The 24,368-nt window shown below is 66.4% G+C and carries 25 protein-coding genes and 2 pseudogenes; 23 read left to right on the top strand and 4 right to left on the bottom strand.

Going from position 1 to position 24,368, the window contains the following annotated elements; all coding sequences use genetic code 11:
- Positions 1-76: 76 nt before the first annotated feature.
- A complete protein-coding gene (gene ilvD / locus ACE3RX_RS07490) occupies positions 77-1,918 on the top strand; it encodes a dihydroxy-acid dehydratase (protein ID WP_374481918.1) in 1,842 nt (613 codons plus the stop codon).
- Between the two features lie 114 nt (positions 1,919-2,032).
- On the opposite strand, the gene ACE3RX_RS07485 is transcribed toward ilvD, so the two are convergent.
- Positions 2,033-2,299, bottom strand: a complete 267-nt coding sequence (locus tag ACE3RX_RS07485; protein WP_374481916.1) for a hypothetical protein — start codon at positions 2,297-2,299, stop codon at positions 2,033-2,035.
- Positions 2,300-2,322: 23 nt separating this feature from the next.
- Positions 2,323-3,069: a dinitrogenase iron-molybdenum cofactor biosynthesis protein gene (locus ACE3RX_RS07480; RefSeq protein WP_374481914.1), complete on the bottom strand. Its 747-nt coding sequence runs from the start codon at positions 3,067-3,069 to the stop codon at positions 2,323-2,325.
- A gap of 358 nt (positions 3,070-3,427) precedes the next feature.
- On the opposite strand from ACE3RX_RS07480, the gene ACE3RX_RS07475 reads away from it, so the two are divergent.
- Positions 3,428-3,703: a hypothetical protein gene (locus tag ACE3RX_RS07475; RefSeq protein ID WP_374481912.1), complete on the top strand. Its 276-nt coding sequence runs from the start codon at positions 3,428-3,430 to the stop codon at positions 3,701-3,703.
- A 108-nt stretch (positions 3,704-3,811) separates the two neighbouring features.
- The gene (locus ACE3RX_RS07470) at positions 3,812-5,428 is read left to right on the top strand and encodes a methyl-accepting chemotaxis protein (RefSeq protein WP_374481910.1); all 1,617 of its coding nucleotides are present in this window, start codon (positions 3,812-3,814) and stop codon (positions 5,426-5,428) included.
- Here ACE3RX_RS07470 and ACE3RX_RS07465 read toward each other — a convergent pair.
- Positions 5,425-5,922: a GNAT family N-acetyltransferase gene (locus ACE3RX_RS07465; protein WP_374481908.1), complete on the bottom strand. Its 498-nt coding sequence runs from the start codon at positions 5,920-5,922 to the stop codon at positions 5,425-5,427. The two genes, ACE3RX_RS07470 and ACE3RX_RS07465, sit on opposite strands and share 4 nt — an antisense overlap.
- A 284-nt stretch (positions 5,923-6,206) precedes the next feature.
- Between ACE3RX_RS07465 and ACE3RX_RS07460 the strand changes: the two genes are divergently transcribed.
- From ACE3RX_RS07460 to ACE3RX_RS07445, 4 genes are read left to right on the top strand one after another with little or no spacing between them, the layout of a single operon-like run.
- Positions 6,207-7,298, top strand: coding sequence for a hydrogenase small subunit (locus ACE3RX_RS07460; protein WP_374481906.1), 1,092 nt, complete (start codon positions 6,207-6,209; stop codon positions 7,296-7,298).
- On the top strand, positions 7,298-9,088 hold the full coding sequence (locus ACE3RX_RS07455) for a nickel-dependent hydrogenase large subunit (RefSeq protein WP_374481904.1): 1,791 nt from the start codon (positions 7,298-7,300) through the stop codon (positions 9,086-9,088). Before ACE3RX_RS07460 ends, ACE3RX_RS07455 begins: the two co-directional genes overlap by 1 nt.
- A 10-nt stretch (positions 9,089-9,098) precedes the next feature.
- Complete coding sequence (cybH, locus tag ACE3RX_RS07450; RefSeq protein ID WP_374481902.1) at positions 9,099-9,803, top strand: Ni/Fe-hydrogenase, b-type cytochrome subunit; 705 nt, start codon at positions 9,099-9,101, stop codon at positions 9,801-9,803.
- Between the two features lie 20 nt (positions 9,804-9,823).
- On the top strand, positions 9,824-10,177 hold the full coding sequence (locus ACE3RX_RS07445; RefSeq protein WP_374481900.1) for a HigA family addiction module antitoxin: 354 nt from the start codon (positions 9,824-9,826) through the stop codon (positions 10,175-10,177).
- Here the strand turns inward: ACE3RX_RS07445 and ACE3RX_RS07440 are convergent.
- Complete coding sequence (locus ACE3RX_RS07440) at positions 10,163-11,245, bottom strand: hypothetical protein (RefSeq protein WP_374481898.1); 1,083 nt, start codon at positions 11,243-11,245, stop codon at positions 10,163-10,165. The genes ACE3RX_RS07445 and ACE3RX_RS07440 overlap by 15 nt on opposite strands.
- 374 nt (positions 11,246-11,619) lie before the next feature.
- On the opposite strand from ACE3RX_RS07440, the gene ACE3RX_RS07435 reads away from it, so the two are divergent.
- The 16 genes and pseudogenes from ACE3RX_RS07435 to hypE all read left to right on the top strand — a co-directional run bounded on the left by ACE3RX_RS07435 (position 11,620) and on the right by hypE (position 24,278).
- Positions 11,620-12,231: a HyaD/HybD family hydrogenase maturation endopeptidase gene (locus tag ACE3RX_RS07435; protein WP_374481896.1), complete on the top strand. Its 612-nt coding sequence runs from the start codon at positions 11,620-11,622 to the stop codon at positions 12,229-12,231.
- 3 nt (positions 12,232-12,234) lie between these two features.
- On the top strand, positions 12,235-12,540 hold the full coding sequence (locus tag ACE3RX_RS07430; RefSeq protein ID WP_079432605.1) for a HypC/HybG/HupF family hydrogenase formation chaperone: 306 nt from the start codon (positions 12,235-12,237) through the stop codon (positions 12,538-12,540).
- Positions 12,537-12,989: a hypothetical protein gene (locus ACE3RX_RS07425; protein ID WP_374481893.1), complete on the top strand. Its 453-nt coding sequence runs from the start codon at positions 12,537-12,539 to the stop codon at positions 12,987-12,989. The genes ACE3RX_RS07430 and ACE3RX_RS07425 overlap by 4 nt, the downstream gene beginning before the upstream one ends.
- A complete protein-coding gene (locus ACE3RX_RS07420) occupies positions 12,986-13,834 on the top strand; it encodes a hydrogenase expression/formation protein (RefSeq protein WP_374481891.1) in 849 nt (282 codons plus the stop codon). Before ACE3RX_RS07425 ends, ACE3RX_RS07420 begins: the two co-directional genes overlap by 4 nt.
- Positions 13,835-13,836: 2 nt before the next feature.
- Positions 13,837-14,049 (top strand): rubredoxin, encoded by a 213-nt coding sequence (locus tag ACE3RX_RS07415; protein ID WP_374481889.1) that lies wholly within the window; start codon positions 13,837-13,839, stop codon positions 14,047-14,049.
- Positions 14,042-14,536 (top strand): [NiFe]-hydrogenase assembly chaperone HybE, encoded by a 495-nt coding sequence (hybE, locus tag ACE3RX_RS07410; protein ID WP_374481887.1) that lies wholly within the window; start codon positions 14,042-14,044, stop codon positions 14,534-14,536. Before ACE3RX_RS07415 ends, hybE begins: the two co-directional genes overlap by 8 nt.
- Before the next feature lie 16 nt (positions 14,537-14,552).
- Positions 14,553-15,392, top strand: a complete 840-nt coding sequence (locus ACE3RX_RS07405) for a hypothetical protein (RefSeq protein ID WP_374481885.1) — start codon at positions 14,553-14,555, stop codon at positions 15,390-15,392.
- Positions 15,385-15,726, top strand: coding sequence for a hydrogenase maturation nickel metallochaperone HypA (gene hypA / locus ACE3RX_RS07400; protein ID WP_374481883.1), 342 nt, complete (start codon positions 15,385-15,387; stop codon positions 15,724-15,726). The genes ACE3RX_RS07405 and hypA overlap by 8 nt, the downstream gene beginning before the upstream one ends.
- A gap of 14 nt (positions 15,727-15,740) precedes the next feature.
- Complete coding sequence (gene hypB / locus ACE3RX_RS07395) at positions 15,741-16,787, top strand: hydrogenase nickel incorporation protein HypB (RefSeq protein WP_374481881.1); 1,047 nt, start codon at positions 15,741-15,743, stop codon at positions 16,785-16,787.
- A gap of 7 nt (positions 16,788-16,794) precedes the next feature.
- Positions 16,795-19,170 (top strand): carbamoyltransferase HypF, encoded by a 2,376-nt coding sequence (gene hypF, locus ACE3RX_RS07390; protein ID WP_374481879.1) that lies wholly within the window; start codon positions 16,795-16,797, stop codon positions 19,168-19,170.
- Between the two features lie 36 nt (positions 19,171-19,206).
- Entirely contained in the window at positions 19,207-19,449 is a 243-nt protein-coding gene (locus tag ACE3RX_RS07385) for a HypC/HybG/HupF family hydrogenase formation chaperone (protein ID WP_374481877.1), read from the top strand.
- Positions 19,446-20,585 carry a hydrogenase formation protein HypD gene (gene hypD / locus ACE3RX_RS07380; protein ID WP_374481875.1) on the top strand — a complete coding sequence of 380 codons (1,140 nt, stop codon included), beginning with the start codon at positions 19,446-19,448 and terminating at the stop codon, positions 20,583-20,585. Before ACE3RX_RS07385 ends, hypD begins: the two co-directional genes overlap by 4 nt.
- A gap of 160 nt (positions 20,586-20,745) precedes the next feature.
- A pseudogene (locus ACE3RX_RS07375) lies at positions 20,746-21,894 on the top strand (FIST signal transduction protein); the annotation flags it as partial.
- Between the two features lie 501 nt (positions 21,895-22,395).
- A pseudogene (locus ACE3RX_RS07370) lies at positions 22,396-22,776 on the top strand (methyl-accepting chemotaxis protein); the annotation flags it as partial.
- A 97-nt stretch (positions 22,777-22,873) separates the two neighbouring features.
- Complete coding sequence (locus tag ACE3RX_RS07365; RefSeq protein WP_374481872.1) at positions 22,874-23,230, top strand: hypothetical protein; 357 nt, start codon at positions 22,874-22,876, stop codon at positions 23,228-23,230.
- 1 nt (position 23,231) lies between these two features.
- Positions 23,232-24,278 (top strand): hydrogenase expression/formation protein HypE, encoded by a 1,047-nt coding sequence (gene hypE / locus ACE3RX_RS07360; protein ID WP_374481870.1) that lies wholly within the window; start codon positions 23,232-23,234, stop codon positions 24,276-24,278.
- Positions 24,279-24,368 lie beyond the last annotated feature (90 nt).

Below are 24,368 nucleotides of genomic sequence, written 5' to 3'. Positions count from 1 at the left end.
CTGCAGCATGGGCCGCCGCAAGCGCTAGAATGCAAGATTGCAACAAACCATTCGTTCGAAGACGGAGTCACCCGAGATGCCCCAGTACCGTTCCCGCACCTCCACCGCCGGTCGCAACATGGCCGGCGCCCGCGCCCTGTGGCGCGCCACAGGCATGAAGGACGGCGATTTCGAAAAGCCGATCATCGCCGTGGTCAACAGCTTTACCCAGTTTGTGCCGGGCCACGTGCACCTGAAGGATCTGGGCCAGCTGGTCGCGCGGGAGATCGAGGCTGCCGGCGGCGTCGCTAAGGAATTCAACACCATCGCCATCGACGACGGCATCGCCATGGGCCACGGCGGCATGCTCTACAGCCTGCCGTCCCGCGACCTGATCGCCGACAGCGTGGAGTACATGGTTAATGCCCACACCGCCGACGCGATGGTGTGCATCTCCAACTGCGACAAGATCACTCCGGGCATGCTGATGGCCGCGCTACGCCTCAACATCCCGGCGATCTTCGTGTCCGGTGGCCCGATGGAGGCCGGCAAGGTCAAGTGGGAAGCCAAGGTGATCTCCCTCGACCTGGTCGACGCGATGGTCAAGGCCGCTGACAGCAGCTGTTCCGACGAGGAAGTGGACGCCGTCGAGCGTTCCGCCTGTCCGACCTGTGGTTCCTGTTCCGGCATGTTCACCGCCAACTCCATGAACTGCCTGACCGAGGCGCTGGGACTGTCCCTGCCGGGCAACGGCACGGTGGTCGCTACCCACGCCGACCGCGAGCAGCTGTTCCTGCGCGCTGGCCGTACCATCGTCGGCATGGCCCGCCGTTACTACGAGCAGGATGACGAGTCCGTGCTGCCGCGCTCCATCGCCAGCTTCAAGGCCTTCGAGAACGCCATCAGCCTCGACGTGGCGATGGGTGGCTCCACCAACACCGTGCTGCACCTGCTGGCCGCCGCCAAGGAAGCCGGCGTGGACTTCACGATGCAGGACATCGACCGCATCTCCCGCCACGTGCCCTGCCTGTGCAAGGTGGCGCCGGCCGTGTCCGACGTGCACATCGAAGATGTGCACCGCGCCGGCGGCATCATGGGCATCCTCGGCGAGCTGAACCGCGCTGGCCTGCTGCACACCGACCTGCCCACCGTCCATGCCAAGACCCTCGGCGAGGCGCTGGCGACCTGGGACGTGATGAAGGCTCATGACGGCGGCGTTTTCAACTTCTACAAGGCTGCCCCGGGCGGCGTGCCGACCCAGGTGGCTTTCAGTCAGGATCGCCGCTGGAACGAGCTGGACCTGGACCGCAGCCACGGGGTGATCCGCGACAAGGCGCACGCCTTCAGCCAGGACGGCGGCCTCGCCGTGCTGTACGGCAACATTGCCGAGAAGGGCTGCATCGTGAAGACCGCCGGCGTCGACGAGTCGATCTGGCAGTTCACCGGCCGTGCCCGCGTGTTCGAGAGCCAGGAAGACGCCGTGGCCGGCATCCTCGGTGACCAGATCGTCGCCGGAGACGTGGTGGTGATCCGATACGAAGGCCCGAAGGGCGGTCCCGGCATGCAGGAGATGCTCTACCCGACCAGCTACCTGAAGTCCAAGGGCCTCGGCAAGAGCTGCGCGCTGCTTACCGACGGGCGCTTCTCCGGTGGCACCTCTGGCCTGTCCATCGGCCACGCCTCGCCGGAAGCGGCCTGCGGTGGCGCGATCGGCCTGGTGGAAGAGGGCGACACCATCGAGATCGACATCCCCAACCGCCGCATCAACCTGGCGGTGTCCGACGAGGTGCTGGCGGCCCGCCGCGCCGCTCAGGACGCCCGTGGCTGGAAGCCGGCCAACCGCGTCCGCCACGTGTCCGCCGCGCTGCAGGCCTACGCGGCGCTCACCACCAGTGCCGATACCGGCGCGGTGCGCGACGTGACGCAGATCCAGCGCTGAGTCAGGTTTTCGCGTGATCCAACAAAGCCCGGCGAAAGCCGGGCTTTGTTTTTGTGGTGGCTCGCGGCTGGAACGCCCCGCTCTCGTGGGGGCAGATCAGGGCGCGCCGCCTTTTCAGCGGCCCAGTTCCTCCAGCGAGGCGTGCAGCTTGGGCACGAACAGCGCGTCCTGCTCGCTGATCTGGGCGAGGGCGTAGCTGATCAGCTGGGGGCCAGCGGCGATGGCATCCGGCGCGTTGTCCAGCTCGGCAGCGAAGCGGCCGATGCTGCTGGCCACCAGCCGCGTGATGCGTGGGTTCTCGCCAAAGACGCGGGCCGTGCCGATGGCGTTGCTGATAAGCGCGGCGGTGGCCTCGAAGTGGTCGGGTTTCGGCTTGGCCATGGCGTGTCCTCCAGGAACGGTTTTCAGTCCGCGTGAACGTCGTCGGCTGCCCGGTTGGCGCCGTAGTTGCGCAGCCGGTTTTCCGCAGCGACGCCGAGGATCTTCAGCAGCCAGGGCGGTGGCGAGTTCTCCATCGCGTGCTGGAACTTGGCGATCACCTCGTCCGCCGGGCCACCTTCTGCCAACTTGATCGGATAAATGTCGGCACGGATGATTTTGGCCGCTGCCGGGCCGCCGACGGAAACCACGTACACCACGTGGCAGTCGCCGATGAGCTGGGCGCGGAACAGGTTCTTATCTGGCGCGAAATCCGCCTCGGCGGTGTGGCGGACATCGATCAGGCGGCTCTCGGTGGGTGACACCTGATAGACCAGGAAGCGCAGGCAGGAGCCGAAGTGCCCGTTGAGCGCCAGGCCGAAGTCGGAGGCGATGGCGACGCGCACCGAACCGGGCATGTCGCCCTCGTTGTAGGGCTCGAGGGGCGGCAGTCCTTCATCGTCGTCCGCGTCGCCCCACAGGATGCGCACGGCCAGCTTCATGGCCTCCAGGCCAATGCCAATGTCTTCGCCATCCTCTTCGCCGTCGAGGCTGCCGAAGCCGGTCTTCAGGTGGGTAACGGTGATGTTGCGCAGGGTCTCGGTGTCGATAGTGTCGCCGAGGCATTCCTGCAGCACTTCGATCAGGCGGGTCAGGCCGATGTTGGGCATGGCCCGCGCGGCAAGGGCCACCCGGAGGGCGGCCTCACGGGTGATCTTTTCGGGTTTTTCCATGGGGGACTCCGCTTGCTTGTGATGTTTCCCCAGGTATCAGCAGATACAGTGCCAGCTCCCGGGGTGGTGTCCGGTGTGCGGTTCAAGTGCTTGTCGGCAAAGCGGAAGTTGCCGGATGCTAGAGCCCGTTCAGGGGCCGGCGATGTGTCGTTTCAACGACAAAGCCCGCGTCCGCCGTGGCAGGAAAGTGGCTGCGGGATGTCGCCTTCCCGACAAGCCGCGGGCGTCAAGGGGGGGGCGGAATGCCGTGTCGGGGGCGCTATCCGGGCCTGGGAGGGCGTGGTTCGAAGCTTGCTTTGCCTTGTTCGACACCGCCGCATTGGGGCGGTCTTCGACAACGCGACAGCGGGAGACCCACATGGATGCAAGCGTTAGCGTGAAGGACAGGAACGGCCGGGCGGTCACCGTGGGCGAACATGTGCGGATCCTCTCCGTCTCGCCGGACCCGGACATGGACGAGGACGAGCTGGACATGATCATGTTCATGGTCGGGGCGATCTCCGAGGTGGAGAAGATCGACGAGGAGGGGCGCGCCTGGGTGACCATGTGGTGGAACTGCGTGGAAACGACGGCGGTGAGCAGCGTTGGCCTATTTCCCCACGAGATGGAGTGGGTACCGCCTGAAATGGCTTGAGTGACCTGTGTCACGTGATGTGTCGGACCGTCAAGAATCCATGGGAATATGTCGATAAAGTGATATTCCTCGTTTTTCTGGCGGTTCCGCAAAATCGCCTCGCGGATCATGTTCGCCCGACTGTCGATCAAAACTCGTCTTTTTCTGCTTCTTCTCCTGAACGGACTCCTGTTCATTGCCGCTGTTGGCGCGCTGCTTCTGCAGATGGACTGGAATCAGGGACGAATCACCCGTTTTCTTGATTCCGATCTCGCGCTCGAACGTAATCTCGGCGACGCCTATTCTCAAGGACTGCAGATCGGACAGGCGCTACGCAACATCCTTCTCGATCCAGCCAATGAAAAGGGTTATGCGAATTACAACAAGGCTCGGGCGCAATTTGACGAAGCGATGCAAGCGGTCGCCAGGGCGGATGGAATGGCGAGTAGCCGGGAGATCGTGGCTGCGGCCGAGGCCTGGCATCCACTGCGGGATGAGGTGCTGGGGCGGGTCAAGCGCGGAGAACTGGAAGCAGCCAAGGCTTATCTGGTTGGTGATGAAACGCCGCGCTGGCGGGTCCTGCGGGAAGGTTTGCTGAAGGCCCGCGAGGATGCTCGCCAGCGTGCCCAGGAAACCCGTCAGATTCTCGATGAAGGGTACAAGAATGCGCGGGCAAAGGCTTTTGCGCTGGGAGCTGTCTTGCTGTTGTTCAGCTTGGCGGTTACGACCTGGATCAGTCGGGGGCTTTTACGGCAGCTCGGCGGTGAGCCGGCCGTGGCCGTGACGGTGGTGCGGCGCATTGCCCATGGCGACCTGTCCGAAAGAGTTCCGCTTTCGCAGGGCGATGATGGCACCAGCCTGCTTGCCGCAATGCAGAACATGCAGGTAGACCTGTCGGCGGAAATTGGAAAGGTGCGGGATACCGCCGATCGCTTGAGCAACACCGTTGATGTGGTGCGGGGAAATTCGGATGCCGTGACCTGTGTGTCCCGCGCCCAGAACGACGCCTCGGTGGCGATGGCCGGAGCTATTGGCAACCTCACGCGCAGCATTGGTGACGTGGACCGGAACGCGGCCGAGGCCGGTCGGCTGGCCAGCGCAAGTACCGAGGGAGCCCAGCGCACGATTGCCCGGATAGGGGACGTGGAAGCAGTGATCGGAGATATGGCTGCCAGGATGCAGGCATCCGCCGAGATCATCGGGCAACTGGGAGGGCAGTCAGATGAAATTTCCCAGATCGTCACCGCCATCAAGGATATTGCGGATCAGACCAACCTGCTGGCCCTGAATGCTGCGATCGAGGCTGCCCGGGCGGGTGAGCAGGGGCGGGGGTTCGCAGTCGTTGCCGACGAGGTGCGCAAGCTCTCGGAGCGGACAGGGGCGGCCACGCAGGAAATCGCTTCCATGATTTCGCGCCTGCAGGAGAGCAGCCGAGGTGCGGTCCAGAGCGTCTCGGAAACAGTCGAAATGGCGGACAGCAGCGTCGATAAGGTGAGTCATGCGAAGGCGGCGATAGCGGAACTCGAGGCGATCGTGGGGCAAGTGCATGGCCTGGTGGCATCGATCAGTACCGCAATGCATGAGCAGCACCATGCCTGTGACGCGCTGTCCGAGCAAATCAATGGCATCAGCCGTATGGGCGACGAGAACCACCAGGCCAGTGTCGAAACGCTGCGTGAAGTCGAGGCGCTGGCCCGCGTCGCCGTTGATCTCGAAGAGAGCGTGCGCCGTTTCCGTCTCGGTTAGAGCTTCTTTTCCATGAACAAGGCCTGGCCCATGGCCGGGTCGAGCTGGTAGCCCGCGAAGCCGCAGTTCAGGTAGGCCTGGCGGGCGCCGGTATTGCCTTCGAGCACTTCGAGGGTCAGCTTGCAGCAGTTCCGCTCCCGCGCTACCTGTTCGGCGTGGGCCAGCAGCGCCGTGGCGATGCCGCGGCGGCGGAAGTCCTCATGCACGATGATGTCGTGCACATTCAATAGCGGCCGGCAGGCGAAGGTGGAGAAGCCTTCCACGCAGTTGATCAGCCCGGCGGCCTGCCGCTCCCCTTTCTTGTTCCAGTAGGCGATGAAGCTCAGCACGGTCGGGCGGCGGCGCAACTCGTCCGGCAGGCGCGTGCGCAGCTCGTTGCTCATGGCCTGGCCGCTACCGGTGGGGCCGCGCATGTAATGGTCGAGCAGGTCGAGAAAGTCGTTGCGCTGGGCTGTGTCGTCGAAGTCAACAGGCTGGATGGAAAGGTCGCTCATCGTGGGTATCGGAAAACTCGGGTTTATGTCGTTTGGCTTGCGTCGAAGTGGATGCCTGGTTTCCGTTTGACCGGTCAGTCGATTACCAGTCTCTCGGCGCGGTCGGCGCGATGCTCTGCTGAAAAACAATAAGGCCTTGTCGGATAAGGGTTTTTATGGCCTGCCGAAACTGGGCACGCTTTTTGTTAAATCCCCTCTCGCCATGTGCGACCGTGCCGGCCCGCTTGCGTCGCGATAGATCAGAACATATCCGGGCCCGATGTTCCACCAGGGGGTTGGTATCCATGACTGAAACGTTCTACGAAGTGCTGCGGCGGCAAGGCATCACGCGCCGCAGCTTCATGAAATTCTGCAGCCTGACGGCCACCTCGCTGGGCCTCGGCAGCGCCTTCGTACCCAAGATCGCCCACGCGCTGGAAAACAAGCCGCGTACGCCGGTGATCTGGCTGCACGGTCTGGAGTGCACCTGCTGCTCGGAGTCCTTCATCCGCTCGGCCCACCCGCTGACCAAGGACGTGGTGCTGTCGATGCTGTCCCTCGACTACGACGACACGCTGATGGCCGCCGCCGGCCACCAGGCCGAGGCGATCATCGAAGAGGTCAAAAAGAAGTACAAGGGCAACTACATCGTCGCTGTCGAAGGCAATCCGCCGCTTAACGAGGACGGCATGTTCTGCATCCACGGCGGCCGTCCCTTCGTGGAAGTGCTGAAGGAAACCTGCGCCGACGCCAAGGCCATCATCAGCTGGGGCGCCTGCGCGTCCTACGGCTGCGTGCAGGCCGCCAAGCCGAACCCGACCCGCGCGACGCCGGTGCACAAGGTGATCACCGACAAGCCCATCGTGCGCGTGCCTGGCTGCCCGCCGATCGCTGAGGTGATGACCGGTGTGGTCACCTACATGCTGACCTTCGACAAAATCCCCGAACTCGACCGCCAGGGTCGCCCGAAGATGTTCTACGGCCAGCGCATCCACGACAAGTGCTACCGCCGTCCCCACTTCGACGCCGGCCAGTTCGTCGAGAACTGGGACGACGACGCGGCGCGCAAGGGCTACTGCCTCTACAAGATGGGTTGCAAGGGCCCGACTACCTACAACGCCTGCTCGTCGATGCGCTGGAACGGCGGCGTGAGCTGGCCGGTGCAGTCCGGCCACGGTTGTATCGGCTGCTCGGAAGACGGCTTCTGGGACAAGGGCAGCTTCTACGACCGCGTCACCGACATCAAGCAGTTCGCCGTTGAAGGCAATGCCGACAAGGTCGGCGGCACGGCGGCCGGCGTGGTCGGCGCAGCGGTTGCTGCCCATGCCGCGGTGACGGCGCTGGCGCGGGCCCGCAGCGACAAGCAGGGCGACAATCAGAATTCGGGAGATAAATAATGACTGTGCTTGAAACCCAGGGCTTCAAGCTCGACAACTCCGGCAAGCGCGTGGTGGTCGATCCGGTATGCCGGATCGAGGGCCACATGCGCGTCGAGGTGAACATCGACGACAAGAACGTGATCCGCAACGCGGTATCCACCGGCACCATGTGGCGCGGGCTGGAGGTGATCCTGAAGGGCCGTGACCCCCGCGATGCGTGGGCCTTCACCGAGCGGATCTGCGGCGTGTGTACCGGTACCCACGCGCTGACGTCCGTGCGCGCGGTGGAAGATGCATTGGCGATCCAGATTCCGGAGAACGCCAACATCATCCGCAACCTGATGCAGCTCAACCTGTACATCCACGATCACCTGGTGCATTTCTACCACCTGCACGCGCTGGACTGGGTGGACGTGGTGTCGGCGCTGAAGGCCGATCCGAAGAAGACCTCCGAGCTGGCCCAGAGCATTTCCAGCTGGCCGCTGTCCTCACCGGGCTATTTCCGCGATGTGCAGAACCGCCTGAAGAAGTTCGTCGAATCCGGCCAGCTCGGCCCCTTCATGAACGGCTACTGGGGCAACCCGGCCTACAAGCTGCCGCCGGAAGCCAATCTGATGGCGGTGACCCACTACCTGGAAGCGCTGGATTTCCAGAAGGACATCGTCAAGGTTCACACCATCTTCGGCGGCAAGAACCCGCACCCGAACTGGCTGGTCGGCGGCGTGCCCTGCGCGATCAACCTGGAAGGCACCGGCGCGGTCGGGGCGATCAACATGGAGCGCCTGAACCTGGTCAGCTCCATCATCGACCGCTGCATCGACTTCATCGACAACGTCTACATCCCCGACCTGAAGGCCATCGCCAGCTTCTACAAGGACTGGACCTACGGTGGCGGTATCTCGTCCCAGGCGCTGCTGTCCTACGGCGACATCCCGGACAAGGCCAACGATTACTCTGCCTCCAGCCTGTTGCTGCCGCGCGGCGCGATCATCGGTGGCGACCTCACCAAGATCCACGAGGTGGACCTGAAGGACCCGGAGCAGATTCAGGAATTCGTCGCCCACAGCTGGTACAAGTACGCCGACGAGTCCAAGGGTCTGCACCCCTTCGATGGGGTCACCGAGCCGCACTTCGAGCTCGGCAAGAATACGAAGGGAACCAAGACCAAGATCGAGAGCCTCGACGAGGCCGGCAAGTATTCGTGGATCAAGGCGCCGCGCTGGCGCGGCAACGCGATGGAAGTGGGGCCGCTGGCCCGCTACGTGATCGGCTACGTGCAGAAGAACCCGGAGTTCAAGGAGCCCGTCGACAAGCTGTTGTCCGATCTCGGCCTGCCGCTGCAGGCGATCTTCTCAACCCTCGGCCGCACCGCGGCGCGGGGCCTGGAAGCCTCGTGGGCGGCGCACAAGTCGCGCTACTTCTTCGACAAGCTGATCGCCAACCTGAAGGCCGGCGACCTCAACACCGCCAACATCGACAAGTGGGAGCCCAGCAAGTGGCCGGCCGAAACCAAGGGTGCTGGCTTCACCGAGGCACCGCGCGGCGCGCTGGGGCACTGGATCAAGATCAAGGACGGCCGCATCGACAACTACCAGGCCGTGGTGCCGACCACCTGGAACGGCGGTCCGCGCGACGACAAGGGGCAGATCGGCGCCTTCGAGGCTTCGCTGATGAACACCCCTGTGGCCAAGCCCGACGAGCCGCTGGAGATCCTGCGCACGCTGCATTCCTTCGATCCCTGCCTGGCCTGCTCCACCCACGTGATGGCGCCGGATGGGCAGGAAATGGCGTCAGTCAAGGTCCGTTAAGGAGCTGATCATGCTGTCACAACAGGACATGCTGGAGGCCGAAAGGCACGGCCGGCAGGTACGCTCGATCTACGTGTATGAAGCCCCGGTGCGCCTGTGGCACTGGATCAACGCGCTGGCGATGGTGGTGCTGGCGGTTAGCGGCTACTTCATCGGCAAGCCGCTGCCGACGATGCCGGGTGAGGCGTCCGACAACTTTCTGCTCGGCTACATCCGCTTTGCCCATTTCGCTGCAGCCTACATCTTCGCGGTGGGGTTGGCCGGGCGGGTGTATTGGGCCTTCGTCGGGAACCACCATTCGCGCCAGATCTTCAAGCTGCCGATCTTTAACGGTCACTGGTGGGGCGAGGTGTTCTTCGAGCTGCGCTGGTATCTGTTCCTCGAAAAGCAGCCGAAGAAATACGTCGGCCACAACCCGATGGCCCAGCTGATGATGTTCTTCTTCTTCACCGTGCTGGCCTTCGGCATGCTCTGCACCGGCTTCGCTCTATATGGCGAGGGGCTGGGCCTCGGCTCGTGGGCGGATCGCCTGTTTGGCTGGGTGATTCCCATGCTCGGCGGCTCGATGCAGACCCACAGCCTGCACCGGCTGGGCATGTGGATCATGATGAGCTTCGCTGTCGTGCACATCTACGCGGCGATCCGCGAGGACATCATGAGCCGCCAGAGCCTGATCTCGACGATGATCTCGGGCTGGCGGATGTTCAAGGACTGAGTGTTGCGCACCCTCGCGCAATGACCCGCAAGGTCTCCCTCCCCGGGCCGGACCGTCCCTGGCAACAGGGCGTTCCGGCCTTTCTGCGTCTGCGCCCGGGGCGGCGTCCGCTGCATCCGGGGCATTTTCTGGAGAGTCGTTTCCTGGTGCCGTTGGGTATCACCCAGGATGCGCTGGCGAAGGCGCTGGGGATCTCGCGGCGGAGGGTCAATGAGCTGGTGCGCGGCAAGCGCGCTGTCACGCCGGATACGGCCGTGCGGCTGGCGCTGCTTTTCCAGCTGGAGCCGGCTTTCTGGCTGGGGCTGCAACTGCAGTGGGATCTGTACCGGGAGTGCCGGGCCGCGGGGGGGCCGGACAGGTCAGGGAATCAGTGACAGTAGGTGGATGAAGCTGGCGGTGCACAGCGTCAACAGCAGCACCAAGCCGATGCCGGCGGCCGCCACGGGGGCGTAGCTGACATTCGAGAAATGGCGGCCGCAGCTGCGGCAGCGGAAATATTCGCTGAGCTTGATGCCAGCGAGCCGGCGGGGCTTGATGCGCGAAATGCGTACGTCGGTGCTCTGGCAATGTACGCAGGTCGGCGTGGTCGGCGTCCAGAAGTAGGTGCGGCGGGCTGGCCGGCGGTGCTCGTCGAGCTCGGCGAGTGACACCTGCGGCGACTCGGCGGCGGAAGGCTCCTTCCGGTCGTTTTCCGGTGTCGTGCTATCCGGTTCCGCATCCTCGGCGACTTTGTGCCGGGAGCGGCGCTTGAGCCGGACAATATAGAAGGCCAGCATGGCGGACACCAGCCCCAGGGCGATAATCAGGCCGGTCTTCAGGTGGGGGAGGATGTTCCGGGCCAGGTCCTTCAGATCCTGCACGCTCCAGGAAGGCTCGGTGTCAGGGGCATCCTCGGCAACCGTGGTTGCGCCCGGCTCATTCTTCCTGAGTTCCTTCAGCTTCTCGTGCCCGTGCCAGGCGGCATCCGCCGGGCCCATTCCGGCTCGGGTCAGGATCACGGCGTCCTCGAAGGCGAAGCCCGCTTCCCACCAGGCCAGACGGTCCCGGGGCGTGAAGCCTTCGCGCTTCCATTGGGCGGGCTCGGATTGGTCCAGATCCGCCATCATCGTGCGGTTGTTCTTGGTGGAGTCGCGCCATTCGGCGGCCTCGTCCGGGTCGAAGCCCTTGTCCGACCAGGTGCGTGCAAGCAGCGGCGGAAAGCCAGCGCGCTTCCAGGCCAGTGCGTCATTGGGCTTGAAAGCGTAGTTCTCCCACTCCCGGGCTTCCACCGGCTTCATCCCGGTTTCTTCCCAGCGCGTGATCTTGTTGGGGGTGGGGAGGGCGTCATTCTCCACCGTGGCGGTGGCTGCGGTCGCGGTTGCCGGCTTGTCGGCGGCCGGCCAGGCCAGCGGCGTGGCCATCAGGAGAGCGAGGGCGGTGAGGCTCGGCAGGATCTTCTTCATGGGCTCAAGACAATAAACCACTCCGTCTGGGAGCGCAGCCAAAATTCCGTTGCAGTGCGAAAAAAGTCCTCCCGCGGCGCAGCCGGTATGTCCTTGCAATATCCACGTGGCCAGGTGTGATGGTTGGAGAGCGGGCTCATGCAACCGATTATGCCTATGTGCTGGCGTTGTGTGGTGCGTTGATGGAAGGGTGTGTTTCCTTTTTGTCTCGAAGTGGAATGTTGGTGTTCGCTTCTTCTTGCGATCGGCCTTCCGGGGCGGTTGCGCCGGGGGCGGCAGGCCTTGCAGGCCAGCCATTCCGCCTCGCGCATCCTCGCAGGGCGGATCGGCACGGAACTTGATTATGTAACCCGTCCCGTTACAAAGGCGTGTTCATGACTTCCGTGCCGCGAATTCTCGTTTTGGGTATCGGCAATCTACTGTGGGCCGACGAAGGCTTTGGCGTGCGCTGCGTGGAGGCGCTGGCCGAACGCTACACGCTGCCCGACAACGTTACCGCGATGGATGGCGGCACCCAGGGCCTCTATCTGCTGCCTTACGTGGAGGAGGCGCAGTGCCTGCTGGTCTTCGATGCGGTGGATTACGGTGATCCGCCGGGCACCCTGCGTGTGGTAACCGGCAGCGAGGTGCCGCGCTTCATGGGCGCCAAGAAGATGAGCCTGCACCAGACCGGTTTCCAGGAGGTGCTGGCATCCGCCGAGTTGCTCGGCCGCCTGCCCGAGGAGCTGGTGCTGATCGGTTGCCAGCCGGTGGAGCTGGAGGATTTCGGCGGCAGCCTGCGCGATGCGGTGAAGGCGCAGATCGAGCCGGCCCTGGCGGTGGCCGGCGAATGGCTGGCCCGCTGGGGTGCGCCGCTGGCCCCGCGCGAAGGCGCCGGGCCGCGCCTCAACGAAGGTAGCCTGGAAATGGCCAATTACGAGGCTGGCCGGCCCAGCGAGCAGGAGGCCTGCCGCTTCGGCGATGCGCGCTTCCTGCAGGAGGGCTGAGCCATGTGCCTCGGCGTTCCGTATCGCGTCATCGAATCCGCCGGCTGGATGGCCCGCTGCGACGGGCCGGACGGCGAGCAGCACATCGACCTGTCGCTGGTCGGCGAACAGCCGCCCGGCACCTGGCTGCTGACCTTTCTCGGCGCCGCGCGGGAGGTGATCGACGCCGACCGGGCCGCTGCCATCAACAACGCGCTGGCGGCCCTCGATGCGGCGATGGCTGGCGACCATGCACGCATCGACGCGCTGTTCGCTGACCTGGTCGACCGCGAACCGAGCCTGCCCGATCACTTGAAGGATCTTTCATGAGCATTCAATTTGCGCCGCCCCAGTCGTCCCTCGACAAGCTGGACGCGGCCCTCAAGCGCCTGGCCGAGCGCCATGGTTTCGAGCGCGTTGCCGACGCGGCCGCCTTCGATGCCGGCGCAGGGTTGGCCGTGCTGCTGCTGACCGATGACCCCCAGCGCAGCCCTGAATCCCTCGATGTTATCGTCGTGCTGCCGGAGGCGCTGCAGGCCCTCGGCCTGCCGGCGCGGCGCTTCGCCGCCGATGCGCAGGTAAGCCTGCTGCTGGCCAAGCGCTTCGGTGCCAGCCGTTTCCCGACCGTCGTCGTGCTGCGTGACGGCGCCTACCTGGGTGCTTTCAGCGGCATCCTCGACTGGGGGCCTTTCGTTGGCGAGTTGCAGGCCCTGGCCGCCGCCGCCCCCAGCCGTCCCCCGATTTCCGTTGCCGTCCAGGACGCCAGGAGCTGTTCATGAAACCTTTCCCGATTCCCGTCGTGCCCGTCGGCCCCGGTTCGCAGACCGATGAGGCGCCCGACTACCTGGCCATGCCGAGCGGCATGAACACCTTCCAGGCGCCGCGCCTGCCGGAGGCCGCCAGCGCCGCCGACATCGCGCGGGCGGCGGAGGTGCTCGAAGGCCTGCTGGCGGTGATGCGCAGCCAGCCCATCGACGCCGCGCAGCCGGCGACGGCGCTGCTCGACGGTGAGTCGACCGGCGTTCGCGAAGTGCTGACCCAGTCCCTCGGCTTCGGTGAGGTGTCCGCCTTCACGTTGGCGCCGACCCGCGTGCGTGTGCAGGAAACCGCCTTCGCCGCGCTGTGGCGGGTGCTGGAGGAGGGCGAGGGTGGCCTCGTCGCCGACCGCCTCGTCGCCGGTCCGGTGCCAGTGGAGCTGTACGCGGCGATGCGCGCTACCACGCTGCCCGAGTTGAGCCTGCCGCCGCTCCTGCCCAACATGATGAACGGCGAGGCGTTGCTCGCCGAAGTCCAGCAGCAGGCCGCCCGCCACCAGGCCGGTAAGCCCGCCCACGTGATCAACCTGACCCTGCTGCCGGTCACCGATGCGGACCTGGACTACCTGTACGGCGCCCTTGGCCACCGCGAAGTGTCGATCCTGTCGCGGGGCTACGGCAACTGCCGGGTCACCAGCACGCGGCTCGCCAACGTGTGGTGGGTGCAGTACTTCAACAGCATGGACAGCCTGATCCTCAACACCATCGAGGTGGTGGACATGCCCGAGGTGGTGTTGGCCGCTGCCGAGGACTACGCGGACTCCATCGAGCGCCTCGGCGAATACATTCTGATGCTGAAGGAGGGCTGAGCATGTTCGAAGGCTCCTTCCTTGGCGACGGCGCCAAGCTGGCCGACACCGACAAGCTGGAATGCGGCATCTGCTGGTCGGTCTACGATCCGGCCGAGGGTGACGAGCACTGGGGTATTCCGCCCGGCACGCCGTTTTCGCGGCTACCGGAGCACTGGCGCTGCCCCACCTGCGATGCGCCGCAGCACAAGTTCATGGTGTTGAAGGATGACTGATCCACGGCCGCCCGCTGAGCTGACTGCCCACATCGAGAACCACTACCGAGCGGTCGCAGCCGGGCCGATGGTGGGCGTACCGCTGTGCAACCCCTTGCTGTCCGTACGGCTGCTGGGGCTGGTGGAATGGGAAGGCGTCCGCGTGGGCGCGCTGGTCATGCCGTGGGCGATCAACCTGTTGCTGCTGCCAGGCCGCGCCCCGTGGCAGGAGGCGTCCGCCCTGTCCAAGCAGTGCTGGCGTTTCCCCAGCGGCGATTACGACTTCATCCACGCCGAGGATGTCGGCTTCGGGCCTTTCCAGATGTGCTCACTGTTCTCGCCGGCACTTGAGTTCGATTCGATGGAGGCGGCCTGTGCGACCGCCCAGGCGGCCTTGCTGGCGCTGCTGCGTCCGCCGCTGGAGGCTTCCTCCATGGCGGTGCCCGCAGCCGAGCCCGTGTCGCGTCGGCGCTGGCTGTTCGGGCGCGGTAGCGCGTCGGCAGCATGAGTTGGGAGAGGCTGCGGTGACGAATGTTTCCCTTGCCGGTGGGCTGCATGTCCGCGCGCGCTGGGCGGACGGTTGTCTGAACGACTGGCGGGTCGATCTGCACCGGCCGCCGGTTGCCAAGGCCCTGGTTGGGCTGGCGCCGGACGAGGCACTCAGCCGCATACCGATGTACTACAGTCTATGCGCCCATGCCCAGCGGGAGGCGGGGCGGCTGGCCCTGCTAGCCGCGGGGAGGGCCACGGAGGCGCCGGTCGCAGCATGGCAGTTGTGGGCGGAATGCCTGCACGAACACCTGTGGCGTCTGCTGCTCGACTGGCCTCGGTGTCTCGGCGTGGCACCGCAGACGGCCGCCTTCGCGGGCTGGCGCAGCGTGCGCGGGCACGGGAGAGCGGCGCTGGTGGCGGCCACCGCGCGGGTGCTTGACGAGACGTTTGGTGGTGACGGCAGCGGCGGGCTGCTGGAGGCGGGCTTGAGTCGCCTGGATGCGGACGGGGCCTCGGCCCTTCGCACGGGGCTCGATGCCCGCCTGACGGCCCTTCGCGCCGCGCTGGAGTCCCTTGCCGCAGATGAGGTCTATCCCCACGGCAGTACCGGCCAGCCGGGCGCCGGGCAGGGCGAAGCGTGGATCCACACGGCCCGTGGCGCGTTGCGCCATGAGCTGCGGCTGGACGGCGGCCGCATTGCCGGCTGGCGTGTGGAGGCGCCGACGGATCGCAATTTCGCCAGCGAAACGGGTATCGTGAAGCTGCTGCCCGCCAGCCTGCCGACGCGGGCCGCGGCGCAGGAGGCGGTGGAGCGGGCGGTGCTGCTGCTCGATCCCTGCGTGGCGTATGAAGTGGAGATCGCGGATGCATGAAATGTCGCTGGCGGAAGGTATCCGCCAGATCGTCGAGGACGCCGGGCGCAGCCAGGGCTTCAATAAGGTCAAGACGGTGGTGCTGGAAATCGGCCAGTTGTCGTCGGTGGAGCCGGACAGCCTGCGCTTCTGCTTCGACGTGGTGATGCAGGACAGCATTGCCGCCGGCGCCGTATTGCAGATCGACAGCGTGCCGGGCAGCGGCTGGTGCATGCAGTGCGCCGAGACGGTGCCCGTCGCGGCACTGTACGATCCGTGCCCGAAATGCGGCAGCTACCAGGTGCAGGCCACCGGTGGCACCGAGATGCGGGTCAAGGAACTGGAAATCGAATGAAGGTGGTTTGAGACATGTGCAATGTGTGCGGTTGCGGAACCGGAGAAACCCGCCTGGAGGGCGAAGCCCTCGATCACGAGCATGAACATGAGCACGTGCACGCCGACGGCACAGTGCACCGCCATGCCCATCACCACGCGGACGAACATGCGCACGACCACGCGCCCTACCGGTGGGTGCCGGCTGCGGCCCACTGGCACGCTCACCGCCATGCCGACGGCTCCGTGCATAGCCACGATCACGTCCATGAGGGCGAGCACATCCACGGCGACGGCAGCGTGCACTACGGCCAGGGCCCGGCCGGTGCCCACGCGCCAGGCATGAGCCAAGCGCAGATGGTCAAGATCGAGCAGAACATTCTCGCCAAGAACGATGGCTACGCCGAGCGCAATCGCAGTTGGCTGGCCGACCGGGGCATCCTGGCGTTGAACCTGGTGTCCAGCCCGGGCTCCGGCAAGACCACGCTGCTGGTGCGCACGATTGAAGAATTGAAGAACAAGGTGCCCGTCGCCGTCGTCGAGGGCGACCAACAGACCAGCTTCGACGCCGAACGCATCCGCGCCACCGGCGCCCCGGCGCTGCAGATCAATACCGGAAAGGGCTGCCACCTGGACGCCCATATGGTCGGTCGTGCGCTGGAGAAGCTGAGTCCGCCGGAAGACAGCGTGCTGCTCGTCGAGAACGTCGGCAACCTGGTCTGCCCGGCCGCCTTCGACCTGGGCGAGGCCGCCAAGGTGGTGGTGCTGTCGGTGACCGAAGGGGAGGACAAGCCCCTCAAATACCCGGATATGTTCGCCGCCGCGCGCCTGATGCTGGTGAACAAGATCGATCTGCTCCCCTACCTGAGCTTCGACGTGCACAAGGCCATCGACTTTGCGCGGCGGGTCAATCCCACGCTCGAGGTGATTCAGGTCTCCGCTACTACCGGCGCCGGCTTTGCCGACTGGCTGGGCTGGATCGACGCCCGCCTCGGTGAGGCCCGCGCCGGCCGCCAACAGACCGTCGACCAGCTGCGTGCGCGCATCGCCGAGCTGGAAGCCCGGCTCGCCGCCAAGGGGTGACGTGCCGATGCTGATGATCGTCGACCCGACCTGCGTCGCCCGCCGCCTGCGCGTGCGCGGCGTCGTGCAGGGCGTGGGCTTCCGGCCCTTCGTCTACCGCTTCGCCCGGAAGCTCGGCCTCACCGGCTGGGTGCGCAACGATGGCGCCGGCGTGGAGATCGAGATCCAGGGCGGGGAGGCCATCTTGGATGCCTTCACCCATTGCCTGGCCAGCGAGGCGCCGCCGCTGGCACGGGTGGATTCGATCGAGCCGGAAGTGATTGCCCCTGACCTGGCACGCACCGAGTTTCTGATCCTGCCCAGCGCCGACGGTGTGGTGGCCACCGCCATTGGCCCGGACACGGCGATCTGCCCGTCCTGCCTCGGCGAACTGTGCGACCCGGACGACCGTCGCTGGCGCTACGCCTTCATCAATTGCACCAACTGCGGCCCGCGCTACACGATCACCCGCCGCCTGCCCTACGACCGCCCCAACACCAGCATGGCGGCTTTCCCGCAATGTCCGCATTGCGAGGCCGAGTACGCCTTCCCGGGCGACCGGCGCTTCCATGCAGAACCCAACGCTTGCCCGGTCTGCGGCCCGCAGCTGAGCCTCTACGAGCCCCACCGCGTACGCGCGCTGGCCCGCGATCCGGTGGGCGAGACGCTGCGCCGCCTGCAGCTCGGCGAGATCGTCGCGCTGAAAGGCCTGGGCGGTTTCCATCTGGTCTGCGACGCGGCGGACGGCGACGCGGTGACCCGCTTGCGGGTGCGCAAGCGCCGCCCGCACAAGCCGCTGGCGCTGATGTTCGCCAACCTGGCCAGCGTGAAGCGCTGGGCGCGGGTGTCGGAGGCGGAAGCCGCGGCGCTGGAGAGCCCCGAGCGGCCGATCGTGCTGCTGGAAAAACTGCCGGGCTTCGACCGGATGTTCCCGGGCGTTGCGCCGGGCCTCGACGAAGTCGGCGTGATGCTCCCATACACGCCGCTGCAATACCTGCTCTTCCACGAGGTTGCCGGCCGGCCCGTCGGCACCGCGTGGCTGGCCGACGTGCAGCCGTTGGGCCTCGTGATGACCAGCGCGAACCCCCACGGGGAGCCGCTGGTGAAGGACAACGACGAAGCCTTTGAGCGCCTAGCCGACATCGCCGACGTGCTGCTGATGCACGACCGGGACATCGTCGTGCGCTGCGATGACTCGGTGCTGCGCCTGCGTCCAGATCTACTGGCCGGGCCGCATGAGGCTGCCGGCGCCGGCATCCAGTTCATGCGCCGGGCGCGGGGCTTCACGCCGCTGTCCCTGCCGCTGCCGGACGACGGTCCGGCCGTGCTGGCCTTCGGTGCCCACCTCAAGGCAACCCTGTGCCTGGCCCGCGGGCGCGAAGCCTTCCTGTCCCAGCACATCGGCGGCCTCGACAACCCGGCCGCCTGCGCGGCGCTGGATGAGGTGGCCGAGCACCTGCAGTCCATCCTGTCGGTGCGGCCGGCGGCGGTGGCCCATGACGCCCATCCCGATTACTACTCGACGCAGGCCGCCTTGGCCCTAGCGGAGCGCCTTGATATTCCGGCGATCGCCGTCCAGCACCACCACGCCCACCTGGCCGCGGTATGTGCCGAGCATCGCCTCGAGGGGCCGGTGATCGGCCTCGCAGCCGACGGCGTCGGCCTCGGTACTGACGGCATGCCGTGGGGCGGTGAGCTGCTTTACGTGGATGGCGCCGAGTTCCGCCGCCTGGGCCACCTCAGCCCGCTGCCGATGCCCGGTGGTGACCGTGCGGCGCGGGAGCCGTGGCGTATGGCCTGCGGTGTGCTGCATGCGCTGGGGCGTGGCGACGAGGCGGCCCGGCGCTTCCCCGATCAGGCCGTGGCGCAGGTGCTGGCGATGCTGCAGAAGGGCACTCGCTGCCCGCCGACCACCAGCCTCGGCCGCTGGTTCGACGCTTCGGTGGGCCTGCTCGGCATCTGCGACACGATGAGCTTCGAAGGCCAGGCGGCGATGCTGCTTGAAACCCTGGCGCGGGCCTTCGGCGACTGCCTGGCGCTGCCCGGCAGCTACTACATCGATGAGCGCCCGGAGGCGGGCCTGTCGGTGCTCAATCTCTATCCGCTGCTCAACCACCTGGCCGACGAAGACGATGCGGCCCGCGGCGCGGCCCGCTTCCATGCCGGCCTCATCGACGGCTTGGCCCAGTGGCTCGGCGATGCGGCCCTCGCCACCGGCATCCGCCAGGTCGCGCTTTCAGGCGGCTGCCTGCACAACCGCGTGCTCGCCAGCGGTCTGCGCGCTCGCCTGCAGGCCCGCGGGCTGAAGGTCTTCGAGGCCCAGCATGCGCCCCCCGGCGACGGCGGCGTGGCCCTCGGCCAGGCCTGGGTGGCCCGCGCGCAGCTGGCGCGGGGCATGTGGTGAAGGCCGGGCAGCCCGGCAACAGGAAGGACTGAATTCATGTGTCTCGCAATCCCGACCCGCGTGGTCGAACTCCTGCCCGACGGCCAGGCCCTGGTGGACCTGGGTGGCGTGCGCAAGACGATTTCCCTCGAACTGGTGGACGACGTGGTGCCCGGCGACTACGTGATTGTCCACGTGGGCTACGCGCTGACCCGCCTCGACCCGGAAGAGGCCGAGCGCACGCTGGCGCTGATGAAGGAAGCCGGCATCGACGTGGCCGGGGAGGCTGCGTCCGCATGAAGTACGTGGACGAATTCCGCGACGGGCAGGTCGCCCGCGGCCTCGCCGAGGCCATCGCCCGCGAGGCACGGCCGGACCGGCGCTATGCCTTCATGGAGTTCTGCGGCGGCCACACCCATGCGATCTCCCGCTACGGCGTGGCCGACCTGCTGCCGCCGCAAGTGCGCATGATCCACGGCCCCGGCTGCCCGGTATGCGTGCTGCCCATCGGCCGCATAGACCAGGCGATCGGACTGGCGCTGGAGCGCGGCGTCACCGTGTGCACCTACGGCGACACCCTGCGCGTGCCGGCCTCCGGCGGCTTGTCGATGCTGAGGGCGCGCGCCAAGGGCGCCGACATCCGCATGATCTATTCGGCGGCGGACGCGCTGGCGCTGGCGCAGAAGGAGCCCCAGCGGCAGGTGGTGTTCTTCGCGATTGGCTTCGAGACCACCACGCCGCCCACCGCGCTGGTGATCCGCCAGGCTGCGCAGCTGGGTTTGAAGAATTTCAGCGTGCTGTGCTGTCACGTGCTGACGCCGTCGGCGATCACCGCGATCCTCGAATCGCCGGAGGTGCGCGAGCTGGGAACGGTGCCGCTGGACGGTTTCATCGGTCCGGCCCACGTCAGCACGGTGATCGGCAGCCGCCCGTATGCGCATTTCGCCGAGGAGTACCGCAAGCCGGTGGTGATCGCCGGCTTCGAGCCCCTCGACGTGATGCAGGCGATCCGCATGCTGGTGCGCCAGGTGAACGAGGGTCGGGCCGAGGTGGAGAACGAGTTCTCCCGCGCCGTCAGCGAGGACGGCAACCTGAAGGCCCAGGCCCTGGTGTCGGAGATCTTCGAGCTGCGCCGCGACTTCGAATGGCGCGGGCTTGGCACCGTGCCGTATTCGGCACTGCGCATCCGCGAGCGTTTTGCCGACTTCGACGCGGAGGCACGTTTCGGCCTGCGCTACCAGGGCGTGCCGGACCACAAGTCCTGCGAATGCGGGGCCATCCTGCGCGGCGTCAAGACGCCCCTGGACTGCAAGCTGTTCGGCACCGTGTGTACGCCGGAGACGCCGATGGGCTCGTGCATGGTGTCCTCCGAAGGGGCTTGCGCAGCCCATTACACCTATGGCCGCTTCCGCGACATTCCGGTTGTTGCTGCATGATGGAGCGCTTTCGCCAAGTCCTTGTACCGAAAGGGAACAATGGCTTGAATCGGCCGCTTTTGGTCAGTGATTTATTACCGAAAACAGGGTTAAATCTCGTCTCGTTGCGGCCGATAAGCCGCCATGCGGCCTGTTCGAGGCTGTGCAAGGAGACAAGAAGATGAACCTGTTCAAAAATCTGCGGGGAGCGCCGGCCCCGGGTGTGGTGACCCTGCAATGCAGTGCATCCGAGGTCGCCCAACGCCTCGTGTCCGCATCCATTGCACCGACTTTCATCGGCGGTTATGTGTCGCCCCACGTGGATATCGACCAGGTTGCCCGTGCCGTGACGGCACGCTTCCCCGGCGTGCCGGTGATGCTGTGCTCCACCGCCGGCGAGCTGTGCGGCGACACCGATAGCCTGTATTGCCGTACCGGTGAGCATTGGGACCGGGTGGTGCTGCAGTGCTTTGACGCCTCGCTGATCGCCCGCGCCCAGGTGGTGGCTATACCGCTGGCCTGCGAGGACCTGCGCCGCGGCAAGGCCGAGGTGGCGGTGAAGGAGCGCCTGGCGCGCATCACCCGCAACATCGAGGCGGTGCGTCTCGACATGGACATCGACTACCGGGACACGCTGGCCTATGTGTTGTTCGACGGCCTGTCGGCGTCCGAGTCCTTCTTCATGGAGGCGCTCTACGATTCCGGGCGCTTCCCCTGCCTGTTCGTCGGCGGCTCGGCCGGCGGTAAGTTCGACTTCAAGAACACCTGGATCCACGACGGCAATCGCCGCCTGGAGAACCACGCGCTGATCGCCTTCCTGAAGGTGGCCAAGGGCACCCGCTTCGGGGTGCTGAAGAGCCAGAACTTCGTGCCGGATGGCCCGCGCTTCCCGGTCATCGGCGCGTCGCTGGAGCAGCGCTACGTCAGCCAGGTGATCGCCGCCGACGGCCGCATCGTGCCCTTCATCGACGCGCTGTGCAGCCACTTCCGCTGCGAGCCGGCTCAGCTGGAAGGCAAGCTCGCCGATTATTCCTTCGCGATCCAGGTCGGCAAGGAGATCTTCGTCCGCTCGGTGGTGAACGTGGACGTGCGTGCCGGCCGCGTGAATTTCTACTGCGACATCTCGCCGGGCGAGGAGCTGATGCTGGTTCGTCGGACCGGCCTGGTGCAGAGCACCGAGCAGGATTTCCGCAACTTCATGGCCGGCAAGCCCGGCGCGCCGGTGGCCGGTATCCTCAACGACTGCATCCTGCGTCGCCTTTACAACGACAAGGAGCTGTCCCGCGTCGGTAGCGCGCTGCCGTGCAAGCAGATGGCGGGCTTCTCGACCTTTGGCGAGATCCTCGGCCTCAACCTGAACCAGACCCTCACCGCGGTGTTCTTCTTCCGCGTGCCGGAAGGCACGCCCTTCCGCGATGACTATGTGGACAACTTCGTCGCCCACTACGGCGAGTTCAAGGCCTTCTTCCTGCGTCGCCAGAGCGCCAAGCTGACCGGCCTGTCGCGGGTCATCGTCAAGCAGATCGCCGACTACCAGGCCGAAGCCTTCGACAGCCAGCTCGACCCGTCGAATTTTGACGACAACATCGCGCAGGTGGTGAACGGGCTCAATAGCCTTGGGCAGACCTTGCAATCGTCCCATTCCCTGCGCGACCAGATGGCCCACCAGCTGGAGAGCTGTGCCGGCGACCTGTATTCCTCGGTGGGGGCGCTGTCCGAGCACATCGACGAGCAGGAGAGGGTGGTGAACGCCGCCGGCGGCACGGTCAGTGAGCTGACCCACCAGGCTGCCGACAGCGCCGACAGCGCGCGCAAGCTGGCTCAGGCCAGCGGTCGCATTCAGGGCGTCGTCGAAGTCATCCAGCAGATCGCCGACCAGACCAACCTGCTGGCGCTGAACGCGGCGATCGAAGCCGCGCGGGCCGGCGAGGCCGGTCGCGGTTTCGCGGTGGTGGCCGACGAAGTGCGCAAGCTGGCCGAGAAGTCCCGCGCCAGCGCCGGCGAGATTGGCAACGACATTTCCACGCTGGCCAGCGAGATCGGCCGCGTCGCCCAGGAGATCGAACGCCAGGCCGGCGACGTGTCCAACCTGTCCGGCATGCTCACCGACATCCAGGCCTTCAGCGGCAAGACTTCCGAGACGGCCGACCACACCAAGGCGGTGGCCGACACCCTCAAACACCTGACCGAGAGCCAACTGACCCGGGCCTGACCCGGCGGGCACGCCTGCGCGTGCCGTGCCGCTCGGCCCCCGAACGACACGACACGCCCATGCTGCCCTGTGAGCTCCCCGCGCGCGGGGGCCGGCCATGTTGACCGGCGCCCTGCTCGGCATCGTCGAGGATGCCGCCCTCGCGATCCTGACCCTCACCGACGGGGTCGATGACGCGACCCTGTTCTCCCTGCGCCTGACCCGCGACGAGGCGATCCGCCGCCTGATCGTCATCGCCGACTCCCTCGGCAACTTGCCTGCCGATGCGGCGGCCGCGCTGTCGTCCCTCGATCGGGACGGCTGGGCGATGACCGCCCGCAGCCTCCGCAGCATCCAGCGCGCCACGGTGGACGAGGCGCTGGCCTTCGGCGTGCGTTCGCTGGTGCCGGCGCTGATCCTCAACCTGCGCCGCTATCGCCGCAGCCATCCGGACCTGTTCGTGTTCAAACCCTGATATGAAAAAAGCCTACGTCCGTCCCCTCGACCTGCGCCACGGCAGCGTGGACCTTTCCCATGGCGGCGGTGGCCGCGCGATGGTCCAGCTGATCAGCGACATCTTCGCCCGCGCCTTCGACAACGAATGGCTGCGCCGCGGCGACGACGGCGCGGTACTGCCGGCGCCGGCCCCCGGCGAGCGCCTGGTGGTGGCCACCGACGCCCACGTGGTGTCGCCGCTGTTCTTCCCCGGCGGCGACATCGGCTGCCTGTGCGTGCACGGCACCATCAACGACGTGGCGGTGATGGGCGCCCGCCCGCTGTACTTGGCTGCCAGCTTTGTGCTCGAAGAAGGCTTCCCGCTGGCCGACCTGCAGCGCGTGGTGCTGAGCATGGCTGCGGCGGCCAAGGAGGCCGGCGTGCCGGTGGTCACCGGCGACACCAAGGTGGTCGAGAAGGGCAAGGGCGACGGCATCTTCATCACCACCACCGGTATCGGCGCGCTGCCGGCGGGTCGCGAGCTGTCCGGCGCCAACGCCCGGCCGGGCGACGCGGTGATCGTCTCCGGCACCCTCGGCGACCATGGCATGGCGATCATGGCCCAGCGCGAGAACCTGGCCTTCGATTCGGCGATCCGCTCCGACACCGCCGCGCTGCACGGCCTTGCCGCCGTGGCGATGGACGCCGCGCCGGACTTGCGTCTGCTGCGCGACCCGACCCGCGGGGGTCTGGCCGCCACCCTCAACGAGATCGCCCAGCAGTCGGCGGTCGGCATCGTCCTCGACGAAGCGGCCATCCCGGTGGACCCGCAGGTCGCTGCCGCCTGCGAGTTCCTCGGCCTCGACCCGCTCAACATCGCCAACGAAGGCAAGCTGATCGCCGTCTGCCCGGCGGCGCAGGCCGACGGGCTGCTCGCCGCGCTGCGCGCCCATCCCCTCGGCGTGCGGGCGGCGAAGGTCGGCGAGGTGATCGCCGACGAGCACCGCTTCGTGCAGATGAAAACCGCCTTCGGCGGCCGCCGCATGGTGGACTGGCTGGCCGGCGAACAGCTGCCGCGGATCTGCTGAGCCGTGAAAGCCGGATCCTTTTTCTTGGTTCTTCGGCTGACTCGGAAGATTTCCGGTGATGGCGAATTCATTCTTCCAGTAGGGGCGAAT

This window comes from Zoogloea sp., assembly GCF_041914405.1.
In the GTDB taxonomy this organism is placed as follows: domain Bacteria; phylum Pseudomonadota; class Gammaproteobacteria; order Burkholderiales; family Rhodocyclaceae; genus Zoogloea.
Note: the sequence above shows the minus strand (reverse complement) of the source record. Positions and strands in the feature narration are given on the sequence as shown.

What these genes read in the sequence shown, in the direction of transcription:
- ACE3RX_RS07420 (WP_374481891.1), top strand. Translation starts at nt 12,986, where the DNA reads ATGAAACCTTTCCCGATTCCCGTCGTGCCCGTCGGCCCCGGTTCGCAG.
- ACE3RX_RS07480 (WP_374481914.1), bottom strand. Translation starts at nt 3,069, where the DNA reads ATGGAAAAACCCGAAAAGATCACCCGTGAGGCCGCCCTCCGGGTGGCC.
- hypE (WP_374481870.1), top strand. Translation starts at nt 23,232, where the DNA reads ATGAAAAAAGCCTACGTCCGTCCCCTCGACCTGCGCCACGGCAGCGTG.
- ACE3RX_RS07465 (WP_374481908.1), bottom strand. Translation starts at nt 5,922, where the DNA reads ATGAGCGACCTTTCCATCCAGCCTGTTGACTTCGACGACACAGCCCAG.
- ACE3RX_RS07365 (WP_374481872.1), top strand. Translation starts at nt 22,874, where the DNA reads ATGTTGACCGGCGCCCTGCTCGGCATCGTCGAGGATGCCGCCCTCGCG.
- ACE3RX_RS07385 (WP_374481877.1), top strand. Translation starts at nt 19,207, where the DNA reads ATGTGTCTCGCAATCCCGACCCGCGTGGTCGAACTCCTGCCCGACGGC.
- hypA (WP_374481883.1), top strand. Translation starts at nt 15,385, where the DNA reads ATGCATGAAATGTCGCTGGCGGAAGGTATCCGCCAGATCGTCGAGGAC.
- ACE3RX_RS07445 (WP_374481900.1), top strand. Translation starts at nt 9,824, where the DNA reads ATGACCCGCAAGGTCTCCCTCCCCGGGCCGGACCGTCCCTGGCAACAG.
- ACE3RX_RS07470 (WP_374481910.1), top strand. Translation starts at nt 3,812, where the DNA reads ATGTTCGCCCGACTGTCGATCAAAACTCGTCTTTTTCTGCTTCTTCTC.
- ACE3RX_RS07460 (WP_374481906.1), top strand. Translation starts at nt 6,207, where the DNA reads ATGACTGAAACGTTCTACGAAGTGCTGCGGCGGCAAGGCATCACGCGC.
- hypF (WP_374481879.1), top strand. Translation starts at nt 16,795, where the DNA reads ATGCTGATGATCGTCGACCCGACCTGCGTCGCCCGCCGCCTGCGCGTG.
- hybE (WP_374481887.1), top strand. Translation starts at nt 14,042, where the DNA reads ATGACTGATCCACGGCCGCCCGCTGAGCTGACTGCCCACATCGAGAAC.
- ilvD (WP_374481918.1), top strand. Translation starts at nt 77, where the DNA reads ATGCCCCAGTACCGTTCCCGCACCTCCACCGCCGGTCGCAACATGGCC.
- ACE3RX_RS07415 (WP_374481889.1), top strand. Translation starts at nt 13,837, where the DNA reads ATGTTCGAAGGCTCCTTCCTTGGCGACGGCGCCAAGCTGGCCGACACC.
- ACE3RX_RS07455 (WP_374481904.1), top strand. Translation starts at nt 7,298, where the DNA reads ATGACTGTGCTTGAAACCCAGGGCTTCAAGCTCGACAACTCCGGCAAG.
- ACE3RX_RS07435 (WP_374481896.1), top strand. Translation starts at nt 11,620, where the DNA reads ATGACTTCCGTGCCGCGAATTCTCGTTTTGGGTATCGGCAATCTACTG.
- ACE3RX_RS07425 (WP_374481893.1), top strand. Translation starts at nt 12,537, where the DNA reads ATGAGCATTCAATTTGCGCCGCCCCAGTCGTCCCTCGACAAGCTGGAC.
- ACE3RX_RS07440 (WP_374481898.1), bottom strand. Translation starts at nt 11,245, where the DNA reads ATGAAGAAGATCCTGCCGAGCCTCACCGCCCTCGCTCTCCTGATGGCC.
- cybH (WP_374481902.1), top strand. Translation starts at nt 9,099, where the DNA reads ATGCTGTCACAACAGGACATGCTGGAGGCCGAAAGGCACGGCCGGCAG.
- ACE3RX_RS07430 (WP_079432605.1), top strand. Translation starts at nt 12,235, where the DNA reads ATGTGCCTCGGCGTTCCGTATCGCGTCATCGAATCCGCCGGCTGGATG.
- hypB (WP_374481881.1), top strand. Translation starts at nt 15,741, where the DNA reads ATGTGCAATGTGTGCGGTTGCGGAACCGGAGAAACCCGCCTGGAGGGC.
- ACE3RX_RS07485 (WP_374481916.1), bottom strand. Translation starts at nt 2,299, where the DNA reads ATGGCCAAGCCGAAACCCGACCACTTCGAGGCCACCGCCGCGCTTATC.
- hypD (WP_374481875.1), top strand. Translation starts at nt 19,446, where the DNA reads ATGAAGTACGTGGACGAATTCCGCGACGGGCAGGTCGCCCGCGGCCTC.
- ACE3RX_RS07475 (WP_374481912.1), top strand. Translation starts at nt 3,428, where the DNA reads ATGGATGCAAGCGTTAGCGTGAAGGACAGGAACGGCCGGGCGGTCACC.